Source organism: Paractinoplanes rhizophilus, assembly GCF_042664765.1.
Classification (GTDB): Bacteria; Actinomycetota; Actinomycetes; order Mycobacteriales; family Micromonosporaceae; genus Actinoplanes; species Actinoplanes rhizophilus.
Genome location: NZ_JBHTBJ010000036.1, coordinates 17,112 through 30,439, shown reverse-complemented (window position 1 = coordinate 30,439; position 13,328 = coordinate 17,112). Strand labels below are relative to the sequence as shown.

12 protein-coding genes, 7 tRNA genes and 1 pseudogene are annotated in these 13,328 nt (G+C 67.8%); 9 read left to right on the top strand and 11 right to left on the bottom strand.

The genetic code is table 11. The features are described 5' to 3' along the window. Window positions 1–81: 81 nt before the first annotated feature. From ACFQS1_RS32320 to ACFQS1_RS32305, 4 genes are all read right to left on the bottom strand, one after another. The gene (locus tag ACFQS1_RS32320) at window positions 82–1,545 is read right to left on the bottom strand and encodes a glycoside hydrolase family 10 protein (protein WP_378975740.1); all 1,464 of its coding nucleotides are present in this window, start codon (window positions 1,543–1,545) and stop codon (window positions 82–84) included. Window positions 1,546–1,576: 31 nt separating this feature from the next. Continuing rightward, window positions 1,577–3,010 carry an RICIN domain-containing protein gene (locus tag ACFQS1_RS32315; protein WP_378975738.1) on the bottom strand — a complete coding sequence of 478 codons (1,434 nt, stop codon included), beginning with the start codon at window positions 3,008–3,010 and terminating at the stop codon, window positions 1,577–1,579. A gap of 216 nt (window positions 3,011–3,226) precedes the next feature. After that, window positions 3,227–4,288, bottom strand: a complete 1,062-nt coding sequence (locus tag ACFQS1_RS32310) for a cellulose binding domain-containing protein (RefSeq protein ID WP_378975736.1) — start codon at window positions 4,286–4,288, stop codon at window positions 3,227–3,229. Further along, window positions 4,275–5,966: a cellulose binding domain-containing protein gene (locus ACFQS1_RS32305; protein WP_378975734.1), complete on the bottom strand. Its 1,692-nt coding sequence runs from the start codon at window positions 5,964–5,966 to the stop codon at window positions 4,275–4,277. Before ACFQS1_RS32305 ends, ACFQS1_RS32310 begins: the two co-directional genes overlap by 14 nt. Window positions 5,967–6,365: 399 nt before the next feature. On the opposite strand from ACFQS1_RS32305, the gene ACFQS1_RS32300 reads away from it, so the two are divergent. Both ACFQS1_RS32300 and ACFQS1_RS32295 read left to right on the top strand, forming a co-directional pair. Further along, window positions 6,366–6,770: a DUF7144 family membrane protein gene (locus ACFQS1_RS32300; RefSeq protein WP_378975732.1), complete on the top strand. Its 405-nt coding sequence runs from the start codon at window positions 6,366–6,368 to the stop codon at window positions 6,768–6,770. 354 nt (window positions 6,771–7,124) lie between these two features. Continuing rightward, the gene (locus tag ACFQS1_RS32295) at window positions 7,125–7,685 is read left to right on the top strand and encodes a CGNR zinc finger domain-containing protein (protein ID WP_378975730.1); all 561 of its coding nucleotides are present in this window, start codon (window positions 7,125–7,127) and stop codon (window positions 7,683–7,685) included. Window positions 7,686–7,758: 73 nt separating this feature from the next. Here ACFQS1_RS32295 and ACFQS1_RS32290 read toward each other — a convergent pair whose 3' ends face one another. The 4 genes from ACFQS1_RS32290 to ACFQS1_RS32275 form a co-directional block, all read right to left on the bottom strand. Further along, complete coding sequence (locus tag ACFQS1_RS32290) at window positions 7,759–8,160, bottom strand: VOC family protein (RefSeq protein WP_378975728.1); 402 nt, start codon at window positions 8,158–8,160, stop codon at window positions 7,759–7,761. Further along, window positions 8,141–8,719: an NADPH-dependent FMN reductase gene (locus ACFQS1_RS32285; protein WP_378975726.1), complete on the bottom strand. Its 579-nt coding sequence runs from the start codon at window positions 8,717–8,719 to the stop codon at window positions 8,141–8,143. The genes ACFQS1_RS32290 and ACFQS1_RS32285 overlap by 20 nt, the downstream gene beginning before the upstream one ends. Next, window positions 8,716–9,165 carry a GNAT family N-acetyltransferase gene (locus tag ACFQS1_RS32280; protein WP_378975724.1) on the bottom strand — a complete coding sequence of 150 codons (450 nt, stop codon included), beginning with the start codon at window positions 9,163–9,165 and terminating at the stop codon, window positions 8,716–8,718. The genes ACFQS1_RS32285 and ACFQS1_RS32280 overlap by 4 nt, the downstream gene beginning before the upstream one ends. 139 nt (window positions 9,166–9,304) lie before the next feature. Next, complete coding sequence (locus ACFQS1_RS32275) at window positions 9,305–9,739, bottom strand: hypothetical protein (RefSeq protein ID WP_378975722.1); 435 nt, start codon at window positions 9,737–9,739, stop codon at window positions 9,305–9,307. Window positions 9,740–9,958: 219 nt separating this feature from the next. On the opposite strand from ACFQS1_RS32275, the gene ACFQS1_RS32270 reads away from it, so the two are divergent. Both ACFQS1_RS32270 and ACFQS1_RS32265 read left to right on the top strand, forming a co-directional pair. Beyond that, window positions 9,959–10,031 (top strand) — tRNA-Trp (locus ACFQS1_RS32270). Between the two features lie 172 nt (window positions 10,032–10,203). Further along, window positions 10,204–10,275 (top strand) — tRNA-Gln (locus ACFQS1_RS32265). Between the two features lie 68 nt (window positions 10,276–10,343). Here the strand turns inward: ACFQS1_RS32265 and ACFQS1_RS32260 are convergent. Next, window positions 10,344–11,579: pseudogene (locus ACFQS1_RS32260) on the bottom strand (IS3 family transposase). A 189-nt stretch (window positions 11,580–11,768) separates the two neighbouring features. On the opposite strand from ACFQS1_RS32260, the gene ACFQS1_RS32255 reads away from it, so the two are divergent. Next, a tRNA-Ala gene (locus ACFQS1_RS32255) sits at window positions 11,769–11,840 on the top strand. A gap of 58 nt (window positions 11,841–11,898) precedes the next feature. Here the strand turns inward: ACFQS1_RS32255 and ACFQS1_RS32250 are convergent. Both ACFQS1_RS32250 and ACFQS1_RS32245 read right to left on the bottom strand, forming a co-directional pair. After that, complete coding sequence (locus tag ACFQS1_RS32250; protein WP_378975720.1) at window positions 11,899–12,489, bottom strand: hypothetical protein; 591 nt, start codon at window positions 12,487–12,489, stop codon at window positions 11,899–11,901. An 84-nt stretch (window positions 12,490–12,573) separates the two neighbouring features. Beyond that, a complete protein-coding gene (locus ACFQS1_RS32245; RefSeq protein ID WP_378975718.1) occupies window positions 12,574–12,987 on the bottom strand; it encodes a hypothetical protein in 414 nt (137 codons plus the stop codon). On the opposite strand from ACFQS1_RS32245, the gene ACFQS1_RS32240 reads away from it, so the two are divergent. The 4 genes from ACFQS1_RS32240 (at window position 12,955) to ACFQS1_RS32225 (ending at window position 13,328) form a co-directional block, all read left to right on the top strand. Further along, window positions 12,955–13,028, top strand: a tRNA-Pro gene (locus ACFQS1_RS32240). The two genes, ACFQS1_RS32245 and ACFQS1_RS32240, sit on opposite strands and share 33 nt — an antisense overlap. Before the next feature lie 65 nt (window positions 13,029–13,093). Continuing rightward, window positions 13,094–13,166 (top strand) — tRNA-Val (locus ACFQS1_RS32235). A gap of 2 nt (window positions 13,167–13,168) precedes the next feature. Then, a tRNA-His gene (locus tag ACFQS1_RS32230) sits at window positions 13,169–13,242 on the top strand. A gap of 1 nt (window position 13,243) precedes the next feature. After that, window positions 13,244–13,328, top strand: a tRNA-Tyr gene (locus ACFQS1_RS32225).

The window sequence follows — 13,328 nt, the reverse complement described above, 5'->3', positions numbered from 1 at the left end:
GCCTCGACGCGGCGCAGGGCCCGGAGCGGGTAGCTCCGGGTCCTGCGGTGTCGATGCTCAGGGGCCGGCAGGTGCGGCCGGTCAGGGACTGGTGCAGGAGATGTTCCCGGGCGCCGTGCTGCTGCCGTTGGCCACGAACCCGAAACTGGTCGAGGCGTTGGCGCCCAGAGACCCGTTGTACGGTGCGTTCCGGACGGTGATCGCGCCGCTGGCGCCGGTGTTGACACCGTTCCAGAGGTTGACCACGCTCTGCCCGCCGGCCAGCGTCAGGTTGACGGTCCAGCCGCTGAGCGTGGCGGAGCCGTTGTTGGTCACCGTCACCTCGCCCTGGAAGCCACCCTCCCAGCTGTTGATGGTGTGGTACGTCGCGGTGCAGGCCCCCGGCTGCCCGGTGACCGGTGGCGTGGTCGGCGGCGTGGTCGGCGGCGTGCTGGTCGGGGTGCTCGGCGGCGTGCTGGTGGGTGTGGTCGGCGGCGTGGTGCTGGTGCCGGGCACCGTGGTGGAGGCGGCGTTCAGGGCGTTGAGGACGGCGGAGTATGCGGCCTTCGGATTGCTGTTGCGGTCGAACAGCAGCGGGTTCTCACTGCCGCGCCAGGAATCGCTGTCCCGGATGCCCCAGGTGGTGATGCCGACGCACCGCGGGACGTTCATGCAGGCCTGGGTGAGCCCCTGGTACTGATTGGTCGCCGCGTTGGTGACGTCGGCCTCGGTCAGCGCCACGTCCACGTCCAGCGCGGCGAAGCTCGACAGCGTGGTCTGGAAGTTGCTGGGCAGCGAGCTACCCCCGGTGAAGTGGGTCTGCAGCCCGACGCAGTCGATCGGCACGCCGCGGGCCTTGAAGTCGCGGATCATGTTGTAGACGCCCTGCGTCTTCGCGTACGACCAGTTCTCGATGTTGTAGTCGTTGTAGCAGAGCTTGACCGACGGGTCGGCGGCGCGGGCCGTGCGGAAGGCCACCTCGATCCAGTCGTTCCCGGTGGACTGCAGGTTCGACGACCGCCGGCTGCCGTTCTCGGCGAAGGCCTCGTTCACCACGTCCCAATAGGCGAGCTTGCCCCGGTAGTGGGCCATCACCCCGTTGATGTGCTCGATCATCGCCGAGCGCAGGGCGCTTCCGCTGAGGCTGCCCCAGAACCGGGGTTGCTGGGCGTGCCAGGCGAGGGTGTGGCCGCGAACCCGCATGCCGTGCTGAACGGCCCAGTTGTAGATCGCGTCCCCGGCGGCGAAGGAGAACTGGCCCTGGTTGGGCTCGGTCGCGTCGGGCTTCATCTCGTTGACGGCCGTCATCATGTCGAACTCGCGGTTCGCGATCGTGAGGAACCCCGAGTCGCTGAGGCGGTCGCGGCCCATGGCGGCGCCGAAATACCGGCCGCTCCGCTCGGCCGCCGCCTTCAGCGTCGTCCCGGGCGGGCCGCTGAGATCGGCGTGCGCGAGGGTGGCCACGGCTACCGACGCCACCACGGTCACCACGGCGAGAGCTCCACCGGCCAACAGCCGGGCGGACCCACGGGTACGGCGTCGAGGGTGGATGGGCACTTGGTTCATCTGTCAGCTTCCTTCTCGATGTGTGGTTGCCTCATCCCGCGGCGACGATCCGCCAGCGCTGGTTGGCGCTGGTGGAATCGCTGTACTGACCAACGGCGGCGCCGTTCGCCGTACGCCCCATGCCGTCGAGATAGAGACCGGTGGCCCGGTTGCGCAGCCGCACGTTGTTCGCGTCGGTGAGCACGGACCACTGCTGATTGGCCGACGTACTGGCCGGATACTGCCCGGCGGCGGCGCCGTTCGAAGCCCGGCCCATGCCGTCGAAATAGAGCCCCGTGCTCACGTTCCTGAGCCGGACGAACGTGCCCGAGTTCTCGATCACCCATTGCTGGTTCGCGCTGGCGCTGCTCGAGCCCTGAGCGATGTCGCTGCCGGCCGCGGTCCGGCCCCAACCGTCGGCGTACCGGCCGGTGGCCGCGTTGACGATGCGAACAGTGGTGGTGCCGCCGGTCCCGATGCCCCAGGCGTACCGCAGGCGGTTCAGGCCGGAGGGGTTGGTCAGCGTCAGGGTGAGGTTCGATCCGCTGCCGGTGCGCCGGGTCAGGCTGTACCAGTCGCCATCGCGCAGACCGGGCCAGTAGACGCTGCCGACGCCGAGCTCGCGCAGCTTGCTGCTGACACCCCGGAGGTAGTCGGCGAAGAACGAGCCGCTCGGGATGTTGTAGTCGATGGTGTCGTACGAGACGCCGTTCTTGCTGCCGGGGCTCATCGGGCCGCCCCACTCGGTGGCCACGGTCCGCGACGCGTACCCGCCGATGGAGCTCGCGATGTGGTTGGCCCACGAGGTCTCGTCCTCGTAACCGGCGAAGAACGAGTAGTCGTGGACGGCGAGCAGGGTCCCGTTCAGCCGGGTGTCCTGGCCGACCGCGGCGACGTTCTGGGCGAGCCCGGCGCCGTCGAGGATGACCCGGCCGCGAGGCACGTCCGGGTGCCGGGCGAGCCAGCCGGTGTAGAAGTTGTTCAGATCCGGCGTGGAGTAGCCGTACGGCTCGTTGATGACCTCGAAGTAGGCGTTGCTGTTGCCGGCGTACCGGGCCACCACGGTGTCCCACATCCGGTCGTAGGCGGCGGCACTCGCCGGGCGGCCGTTGGCGTGGGCCCAGTAGGCCAGGATCACCTTGCCCCGGGTGAGCGCCTGGTCGATGGCGCCGGTGTAGGTGGTCCAGTACGTCGCGACGGTCGGCTCGTTGATCGGCATGCGGACGGTGTCGGCGCCGGTGATCGAGTACAGCTGCCCGACGACCCGATCGGCGACGACGGCCGCGGAGGCGTACGTGTCGGCCGAGCCGAGGCCCGACACGTAAAGGACGCCGTCGACGAAGTTGTCGCGCTGATCGGCCCAGTTCACCCCGTGGAACTGCGAGGTGCCGGCGTACGCCCGATGTTGGACCACGGTTGTCCCGGCGAGCGCCAGGACAACGGCGAGCAGGAACCGGAACGTACGCCCGGAAGTTGACGCGTGCATCCTCGGAACTCCTCCCGGCGGCAACGGTCACGTGTCGCAAAGTTAACGTTAACTATTGCCGATCGTCAATGACGTCTGTCGATATGTATACGCCCGGCCGCGGCCTCGGCCGAGGCCCCACATAACACTTTTTCGGTAACTACGTGAGGGAGCAATTCACCGCCGGCTGAAGTAATGCCGTCGCGTTGTGAACGCTAACGACGACACCGTGACAGATCAGGCGAGGGTGCAGGCCGTGCCGTTCAGCGCGGCCGTCGTGGCCGGCGCGTTGCTCTTCGCGTACGTGCCGACCAGGCCGACCGTGACGTCGGCTCCGGGCGGGATGGTCGCGTTCCAGGTCTCGTTGGTCAACGTGACTGTCGAGCCGGACTGGGCCCATTTCGCCGCCCACGACGACGTGACGCGTTGGTCGCCGCCCAGAGACACGGCCAGGGACCAGACACTCACCTCGGTGGTCGCGGTGTTCGTCAGCTTCACCTCGGCGACAAAACCGCCCGGCCAGTCGCTGGTCGTCTTGTAGGCGACCGTGCACCGGGTAGCCGGTGTGGTCGGTGGCGGGGTGGTCGGCGGCGTGGCGGTCGTGGACACCTGGTTGGAGGCGATCGACAGGTTGCCGGCCGCGTCGCGTGCGCGCACGTAGTAGCGGACCATACCGGTCTGGGTGCTCAGGATCGGCGCGGTGAAGGAGGTGCCGGTCGTGGTGCCGAGATACCGGGACACAAACCAGCCGTCGAACAGGTAGACGTAGTAGCCGGTCAGCTCCACGTCGTCGGTGGACGCCGTCCAGGTCAGCTCCGCGCCGGCCGGCCCGACCCCGGTCAGGGTGAGGTTGCCGGGGGCGGTCGGCGCGGTCATGTCGCCGGTGGTGTTCGCCGGGGTGACCACGACCAGCGCGTTGCTCGCCGTCGAGTAGTGGCCGTCGGCGTCGAGGGCCTGCACGGTGAATTGGACCTGACCGTTCGGGCTGATGCCGGAGGTGACGGTGGCGGTGGTGACGTCGCCGACGCGCTGGCTGTAGCCGACGTCGCCGAAGGCGGGCCAGTAGGTGAGCGAGTAGCCGACGGGATCGCCGGTGGAAGCGGTCCAGGCGAGGGTCACCGAGGTCGGGCTGATGGCGGTGACATGGAGGTCGGAGGGTGCGGAGGACCCCGCCGCCGCGGCGGCCCGGCCGGTAACCAGGAACAGCGCGCCGATGGAGAGGAGAACGGTGAGGAATGCCCGGAAGCGGGGTCCGGGCGGCGCGGCCCGGCGCTTTGTCCGGCGGTCAGGCGACTGCACAGCTGACACCGTTCAAGGTGAACGAGGTAGGAGCGGCGGCGTTGCCGGTGTGGGTGGCTTGGAAGCCGATCGTCACGGACGCGTTCGGTGCGAGGTCGCCGTTGTAGGAGACGTTCCTGGCCGTCACCTGGCCCGAGCTGGGCGAGTAGCTGGCGTTCCAGCCGGAGGTGATGGTCTGGCCACTCGGCAGCGTGAAGGCCAGGGACCAGCCGTTGATCATGCTCGTGCCGGTGTTGGTGATGGTGATGTTGGCGGTCAGGCCGTTGTTCCAGGCGTTGACCGTGTCACTGACCCGGCAGCCGCCGGCGGCCGGCGGCGTCGTCGGGCTGGACGACGGGGGCTCCGACGTGGGCGACGAGGTCGGCGGCGAGGTCGGCGGCGAGGTCGGCGGCGAGGTCGGCGGCGAGGTCGGCGGCGAGGTCGGCGTACCGGCCCCGCTGACCCGGTAGACGACGGTGCCGTGGGACGGGACGCTGGCCGAGATGGCGCCGGTGGTGGTGCTGGTCGCGTTGCTCCACACGTCGCGCAGGGTGAACGAGCTGCCCGACATGCCGATCGCCGCGGCCGTGGTGCTGATCGTGGTGGTGCCGCCGCTCTGGTTGAACAACGCCACCGCGACGTCCCCGTTGGCCAGCTTCTTGGCCAGCACCCGCCGGGAGCCGTCGTTGGACACCTGCGTCGCCTGCACCGCCAGGCTGTCCTGATCGATCGCGATCAGGTTGGCGTTCTTCAGGATCGTCTGCGTCGCCGAGGACATCGACCGGATGTCGTTGCCCGCGATCAACGGCGAGGCCATCATCGCCCACAACGCGAAATGACTACGCTGCTCGGTGTCGGTCAGCCCGCTTCGACCGACCTCCATCATGTCCGGATCGTTGAACGCCCCCGGCCGGGCATTACCGGCCAGCGGCACATTGACGTTGACGATGTTCTGAATACCCATCGGATATCCGTTGGTATTCCCGGTGTCCCACCGGTTGGTGATGTCCTCCGTGGTCCGCCACATGTTGGCCACATCGCCCCAGTTCCGCTGCGGGCCCGTACAACAGTGGAAACTGTTCGGATTGATGCTGTACACGATCGGCCGGCCGGTCGCCGCCAACGCATCGCGCATCTTCGCGAACGTGGTCACCTGATCGTTGATCGTGCCGCTGCCGGAGCAGTAGTCGTACTTGAGATAGTCCACCCCCCACGCGGCGAACTGCCGGGCGTCCTGCGCCTCGTGACCCTGGCTACCGGTCGACCCCGGATAGCCACCCGTGCCCTGCGCGCACGTCTTGGCGACCGGCACCTCGTACAGGCCGAATTTCAACCCCTTGCCATGCAGATAATCCCCCAGCGACTTCATCCCGCTCGGGAACCGCGACGGATCACCCTGCAGATTGCCGGACGAATCCCGATTCGGATTGAACCAGCAATCATCCACCACGACGTACTTGTATCCCAGGTCGCTCATGCCGGACGAGACAATGGCGTCCGCCATCTGCCGGATCAACGTCTCGTTGATATTGCACCCGAACGTGTTCCAGCTGTTCCATCCCATCGGCGGCGTCCGGGCAACGCCGTTCTCCAGCGCCTGCGCGGAGGGCGCGGAGACGGCGACGGCAGCCCCGGCGGCCACCAGGGAGCCGATCGTCAACCCGGCGGCCACGAGCCGGCGACGCGTCCAAGAAGTCATGTGGGTTCCTCCGATGTGAAGACGGGAGTCCGCGCACGCAGACGGCGGAGAGACCGCATGCGTACGCCTGGCAGACGGACGAAGCGCTGGGAGCGCTCCCATCGAGATTCACGAATATGCCAGAGGATTTCCGGCACATCAAGGCCGCCGGTGCGTAACACATTTTCAGCGAGCGGAATTGCCGCCATGTGGATGGCACGATTCCGGCATTGCCGCACGATCGCGGATCAAGAGGTTCGGCCATCTCCTCGTCGCCTCGGCCACCATCGCTTCCCGCCGCTGCCCAGGTGCTCGGTCCGACGGGCCTGATAGGCCCCGGCTTCGCTCGCCGCGGATGGCGCATCGCGGTCGGCGCGGCGGGAGTATGGGCGGGCGCGAGACGACCGGGAGGCGTTCGACATGTCTGCGGAAGATCAGAAAGCGACCGGCTGGGTCTGGGTTCTGTATTTCACCGCCGCGATCCTGTTCATCCTCGGGGCGTTCCAGGCGGTGATCGGGCTGGCCGCGATCGTCGGCGATGAGGTTCTCGCTTTCGACGAGGCCGGGATGCCGGTCAGCGTCGACCTGTCGGCGTGGGGCTGGATCCACCTGAGCCTCGGTGTGCTGGCGCTGCTGGCCTGCGTGGGCCTGGCCCGCGGCGCGATGTGGGCGCGGGTGATCGCGGTCGGTGTCGCGGTGCTCAGCGCCGTGGCCAACGTGCTGTTCGTTCGCGCGTACCCGTTCGGCTCGGTCATCATCATCGCTCTCGACGTGCTGGTCATCTATGCCGTCACCGTGCACGGCCGCGAGCTCGCGCACGTCTGAGCCGGGTTCATCCGGCCGGTGTGCGGCGCGCCGGCCCGCCGGCGAGCCTTCACCCGGCCCGGATGATTCCGGCCAGGTCGAGTCCGGGAAGCCTGAGGAGCGGAGATGCCACGCCGTGCGAGCGGCCGGTTCAGGCGGGAGGCAATTGATGAACGGCTTGCTGTTGTGGGGGCTCGTGCTTCCGATTCTGCTCGTGGTCGCCGGCACCGTCGTCATCCTCCGCCGCCGCCACGGCCGGCGCTGACATGGGGCGGACCCGGTCCGGTTCGGCTCGTGGCCGTGGTCGGGTTCGAACAGACCCGAGTGACATCGGTTCTCGGCGCAGGCAACCACGTAACCCTGTATGGTGGTTACATGGCGCGGACGATCTCCTGGCCCGGTCTCGGGGACGAGCAGCTGCTCCTCGCCGTGGCCAACACCGCTCACGGCGAGCGCGACGAGTTCGCCGATGCTCGCTCGGTCCGCGCCTGGTGGCGGGGCCTGGGCGCGCCAGTGGCCACTCGCGGGCGCCCGGAAGACCCGGAGAACGTCGCGACGCTGCGCACGCTGCGCCTGCTGATCCGCGGCCTGGCCCTGCGCAACAACGGCATCGACACCGACCTGAGCGAGACAGCCGGCCTGGACGGGCTGGCCCTGCGCCTCGATCTGCGCGGTGCGCCGTCACTGCGCGCGGACGTGCCGGGCGATCTCGCCGGCGACATCGGCGCCGCAACCGTCGCGGCGCTGTTGCGCGCCACGGCCCGGCCGGACTGGCCGCGGGTCAAGGCCTGCCGCGGCGACGACTGCCGCTGGGTGTTCGTCGACGGCTCGCGTAACACCTCACGGCGGTGGTGCGCGATGGCCGAGTGCGGCAACCGGGCCAAGATGGCCACGTTCCGCAGTCGCCACCGCACCTCGCCGCAGTCTCCGGTCTGACCCGGCCCGGCCCCTACTTGACCGCAAGCACCTCGACGCGGCGAGAGGTCTGCCCGCTTCTCGCGTGCCGCGTTCAGTCGGTCCACGTGTCGGCGACCAGAACGATTCGGAACCCGTCGGGGTCGGTGATGGTCACGCCGACGCGATCCCAGTACGGGTTCGCGCTGGGAACCGGTTCGGCGCCCGACCGTGCCAACAGCTCGTCCACGGTCTGGCGGTCTCCCAGGTACAGCACGAGGAGGTCCTCGACGTGCGGCCGTGGCGGTTCAACGTGAGTGGTCGAGGTGAACTCGAGATGGGCGCCGGTCCCGGGCAGGTCGATCATCACCCCGTCGTATCCGTCGTGTCCGGTGAAGCGGCCGATCTCGGGCAGCCCGAGACGGTCACGGTAGAACGCGACAACGGTGTGCAGCTGAGCGGTTTGCCGGGCGACACGTACCTGTAGGCCGCCCACGCTAAACGCCGGCCGGATCATCGAGGGCGGTACGGCATAGTCCGGCACATTCGACCCAGTCGGCGATCGTTCGCAGGGCCCCCGCAAGACCGGCGAGAAAGGCCGCGTCGACCACCGTGCCGTCCGCGCCCACGGCGCCGCGATGCACCGGCAGTTGGACACAGGCCGGCTCGATGACAGCGGCGTCGACATAGCCCAGCACCTTCGCCAGGTCGGCGCTGGCACCGCCGCCACGGCCGTTCGCCGCCACGTTGACCCACGCCACCGGCTTGCGGTACAGCTCACCGCTCCCGACGGTCCAGTCGATCAGGTTCTTGAGGCTGCCGGGCAGGGAGCCCGCGTACTCGGGCGTGCAGAACAGGACCGCGTCGGCCGTCGCGAGCTGGTTCCGCAGGTCGTCCACGGCGCCGTTCGTTACCTCGGCGTCCGGCCGGAACGCCGGCAGATCGATCAGGCCGTCGTACAGCACGGCCGTCAATCCCTCCGGCGCCACCAGCCGGGCAGTCCGCAGCGCGGCAGTGTTGGTCGAGGCGGCGCGGGTGCTCCCGCTCACGAGCAGCACCCGCACGTCGCCGGTCACCCGGCGTCCAGGTCGTATCTGAACACGATCATGTCGCGCATGACGATCCCGTTCTCCCGTATCGGGGGTTGAATGTAGGAGAAGTAGTTGTTCTTCACCTCGTACATGCGGAATCCGCACTTCTGGTAGAAGGCGATGTTGTCGAGCGACGAGTTCGCCGTACCGACCAGCAAGGTCCGTCCCCGAGCGGGCAGCTCGGCCTGGATCGCGGCGATGATCTGCCGCCCGTAGCCCTTCCCGCGTTCGGTGTCGGCAACCGCGATGTAGAGGATCTCGCCGGGTTCGACGTCGTCCCAGCGGACCACGGCGGCTCCGACAGACTGTTCATCGACGCGCGCCACATACGCCTGACAGGCGGGATCACGCAACGCCGTACGGATCCGTTCGTCGTCCTCCTCGGCATCGTGCAGGAGCGGTATGAGCTTCTCCGCATCCGCACCGAACACCGGGCTGCAGTGAACTACCACGGTGGAGTCTCCTTTTGCTGACGCGTCACCGGCGCAGTACAGGCACCAGGCGCGAGACAACCACCGTAACCGTTACACCGGCTCTCCCGGATGTCAACCGGTGAACCTATTACAGTGGTTACACCACGCGATGAACTTGGTCGCGCCGGCCGTCCACCAGCGCCTTCAGCTCGGTCAACATGCGGGCCAGATCCGCGGTCGCCTGCCGGGCCCCGCCGATCCCGGCGCTGGTGCCGGCGCAGCCTGGGCCACCCGGCTGATCCCGCCGGCTGATCCCGCCCGTGCCGCCGGCGGCGTCCGAGACACTGCGGTTCAGTTGATCGCCGTGACCGCCGGTGGTGTCGGCCTGGATCGCCTCTCCGAAAGCGCTGGTCCGGCGACCGGCTCTGACCTGCCGACAAGCGACCCGCTGGAGAGGCAACCCAAGCGCGAATCGGCGGTCAAATCGGCGGCTCCAATAAATGCGTTCGCTGACGCCCGGTGAATGTTCTACCGTTATATCAGCACCAAGGAACGACACCAATCCGCCCACAATCGACTCGAGTTGGAGCACTCCCGATGAACCGCTGGCACGCCGTGACCGAGCCGCAGCATTCGCTGCCGGCCGCGGCTTGCTGCGCATTCGGGACGACCCGACGGCTCGTCGACCAGCAGCTCAGCAAACCCACATACCGGGAGGCGCCACCGAGCGCCTGAGCCCAAGCGCCCCGCGCCAAGGCCGCCTCCCGAACCCGGGAAGGCGGCCTTTTCACTTTCCAAGAACACATCTCAGAGGGGTGTGGCGTAACCGGAAGCGCAGCGGCCTCCAAATCCGAAGGTTGCAGGTTCGAGTCCTGTCACCCCTGCTTCGTCCCCCGCACAACCCGTGCGGGCATGGACCCGTCGAGACCCGCCCGGGCCTCGGAATTGAGAACTCCACAGCGGAAATGGCATGAAAATCAGGGCCCGCCGGCGCCACCGTGCGGCGGCGGGCCGTCACAACACCCTTCACGCCGGCCGCACGCGGTCGGTTCTCCATCCCCGATCGTCTAATCGGCAGGACGCGACGCTCTGGACGTCGAGGACGAGGTTCGAATCCTTGTCGGGGAGCGCAACAGGCAGGTCAGCAGGCATCGCATGCAAAGGGGTGTCAAGCCCCGGGTTTGATGGAGAGTTGGTTAGCTGGTTTCCAGGGGTGCGCTGACCGGCTGGGTCATGGCGTGTAGGGCCTCGTGCTCGGCGGGTGAGATGTGCCCGAGCTCGCCGTGCAGGCGGCGGTTGTTGTACCAGTCGATGTATTCGACGGTGGCCATCTCCAGGTCGTCGAGTCCGCGCCAGGGCCCTCGGTTGCGGACGAGTTCGGCCTTGTAGAGCGAGTTGAACGCTTCGGCCATCGCGTTGTCGTACGAGTCGCCCTTGGAGCCGACCGAGGCGACGGCGCCGGCTTCGGCGAGGCGCTGGGTGTAGCGGATCGCTCGATATTGCACACCCCTATCGGAGTGGTGGGTCAGTTTGTGCAGGTCAGCCCCTTGATTCTCGCGTCGCCAGATCGCCATTTTTAGCGCGTCCAACGCGAGGTCGGTGTAGAGGCTCGTGGATACCTGCCAGCCGACGATCATGCGGGAGTACACATCGAGGACGAACGCGGCGTACGCCCAGCCCACGCTTGTGCGCACGTAGGTCAGATCGGCGACCCACAGCTGGTTCGGGCGCACGGCCGTGAAGTCCCGTTTGACCAGGTCAGCAGGCCTGCTGGTCTCGGCTGCGGGGCGGGTCGTGCGTGGCGATTTGTCGCGTAGCAGCCCGCGCAGCCCAGCGGCGCGCATCAGCCGTTCAACGGTGCACCGGGCCACCCGCACGTCACGGCGGTGCAGCTCGTGCCAGATCTTCCGAGCGCCGTAGACGCCGTAGTTCTCCGCGTGGATCTGCTTGATCATCTCGGTGAGTTCAGCGTCGCGCCGGGAGCGGGCACTGGCCGGGCGCCTCTTGGCGGCGTAGTAGGTCGACGCTGCGATCTGCGCCGGCGTGCCTTCGAGCGCCTGCAGGACCGGCTGGACACCGTGTTCGCCCTGGTGGGAGTCGACAAAGGCGACCTTCATCGCGGTGGACGGTCCAGTTCGGCCGCGAAGAAAGACGCCGCGGACTTCAGAATCTGGTTCGCCCGCCGCAACTCACGGTTCTCCCGTTCCAGCGCGGCGATCCGCTCAGCGTCCGCTGCTGGTGGTGCCCGGCCGCTGCCCGGCGTCGGTCTCGGCCTGCTTCACCCAGGTCCGCAATGCCTCCGGATGCACTCCGAGCTGATCGGCGATCCGCCGGATCGCCCCGACCGCGGCCGCCGGGTCCCGCCGAGCCTCGACCGCCAGCCGGGTCGCACGCTCACGCAGTTCATCGCTGTACTTCTTCGGTGCTGGCATTACCGGTGTTCCTCCCAGGTTTCGATGTCTCCATCAAACCCGGTGCGGAACAGGGGTTGTAGCTCAACTGGTAGAGCGCCCGGCCCGCAACCGGGAGGTTGGGAGTTCGATCTTTATCTGCAGACATGGGACGCCGGACGGGCGGTGAGCAGGGAGAACACCGCGATGGAACCTTCCGTCACGAACTTCGGGGCCATAGCTCAGATGGAAGAGCGCCGCTCTTGCAAGGCGGATGGCGGGGTTCGAGTCCCCGTGGCTCCACGGGTGCGTTGCATCGCGCTGTCGCGTCGTCAGCGCCGGGCATGCACCGTTCATCCAGCTACGGCGTCACCCCGAACGCTGGCGTCGCGTGGATGCCGATTCCGTACTCGTATCGCAGGTTCGCTTCCGCGATGACTTGCGCGGCGTGCGGCAGCACCGGGTGTGAGCGGACCTTGCCGACGGCCATCCGGCGGATCGCCCTGTTCATCTTGCCGGAGGCGCTGGTGACGGCCGGCCAGTCCCATGCGGCGGGATCGCCCAAGTGGTCCACGGTTCGTGCCCAGGCTGATGCGCGCTTCTCCGTGTTGTGGTTGGTGTGACTCCAGCGCAGCTCACGGTCTCTGAAGACACCGCCGTAGTGCAACTGGATGAGGCCCCAGCCTTCGCAGGTGTATCGGAAGGTGGCATCGACGATCCCTGGCAGGAAGTTGATGCGTTTCGCCACTGGCTCCGGGCCGGCGCCGACGACCAGCAGCTGTAAGTGCCGCCCATGGTGATCAGAAGCGACCTCGTCGAGGGTTCGGAACTCGCGCAGCTCGTGGTCATGGCGGGAATCGGCCTCGAAGACGCGAAACAAGCCCAGGTCGAACACGACGCGCAGCACGGCAGACCAGTCGTCGTCCGCAGCGTAGAAGTCCAGGTTCGGCACTGCCTCACTATGCCAATCGATTCGCCGTCGCAGCCGCGGTATCGGCTTCTCGCCCGAGCTGGGCCGCTCCTGTCGCTGTGACGGTCAGAATGGCGGTTCGGCGCCGGGTGACTGCGGTGGCAGGATCAAGGCGTCGATGCTGGTGGCCGCCCTGTCTTCGGGCGTGGGATGGGTCCAGACACCAATGCTGCGGGCGGGGACGCTGAAGGAGATCGTCGCGGCAGCTGGAGGTTCTGGGCTGGCGGTGACGACGAACGTGCTGCCGTTGTCGTCTTGCTTGACGACCAGGTATGGGGTGGCGTTCGTGACGCCGACGGACGGGAGGTGGCGCATGTCGCCCCGCCAGCAGATCTCCGATCCGGCGTCGGCCAGCGCGAGGACTGCCTGCAGAACCCAGCGCGTGCCTTCGTTCGGGGCTGAGCGCAGCCAGTCAGGCAGCGGGGTCAGATCGTCGTCGCAACGCAGCTGGTCGTAGCTCAACTTGGTGGAGCGCCGCATTTGGGGTGCGGAGGCTGCAGGTTCAAATCCTGTCGACCAGACTCTTGCAGGAGTAAGCCACCACGGCATGGGCCGCAGTCGCGAAAATTTGTTGGGAGCATGTCGACCCCGTATAGCTCAGCGGTACGAGCGCTCCGTTCACACCGGAGAGGCCCCTGGTTCGATCCCAGGTGCGGGGACTGTGGCTGTAGCTCAATGGCAGAGCGCCGGGTCGTGGCCCCGGAGACGCCGGTTCAACTCCGGTCAGTCACCCCAAGCGGGATCGCCGACGTTGGAGAGTCGGGGCCGGCTGTAACCCGGCCGCACGCGCTGAGGGGGTTCGAGTCCCTCATCCCGCACCA

Excerpts from the sequence above, each read along its gene's own strand:
- ACFQS1_RS32320 (WP_378975740.1), bottom strand. The coding sequence starts at position 1,545 with ATGAACCAAGTGCCCATCCACCCTCGACGCCGTACCCGTGGGTCCGCC.
- ACFQS1_RS32315 (WP_378975738.1), bottom strand. The coding sequence starts at position 3,010 with ATGCACGCGTCAACTTCCGGGCGTACGTTCCGGTTCCTGCTCGCCGTT.
- ACFQS1_RS32305 (WP_378975734.1), bottom strand. The coding sequence starts at position 5,966 with ATGACTTCTTGGACGCGTCGCCGGCTCGTGGCCGCCGGGTTGACGATC.
- ACFQS1_RS32300 (WP_378975732.1), top strand. The coding sequence starts at position 6,366 with ATGTCTGCGGAAGATCAGAAAGCGACCGGCTGGGTCTGGGTTCTGTAT.
- ACFQS1_RS32295 (WP_378975730.1), top strand. The coding sequence starts at position 7,125 with ATGGCGCGGACGATCTCCTGGCCCGGTCTCGGGGACGAGCAGCTGCTC.
- ACFQS1_RS32290 (WP_378975728.1), bottom strand. The coding sequence starts at position 8,160 with ATGATCCGGCCGGCGTTTAGCGTGGGCGGCCTACAGGTACGTGTCGCC.
- ACFQS1_RS32245 (WP_378975718.1), bottom strand. The coding sequence starts at position 12,987 with ATGCGGCGCTCCACCAAGTTGAGCTACGACCAGCTGCGTTGCGACGAC.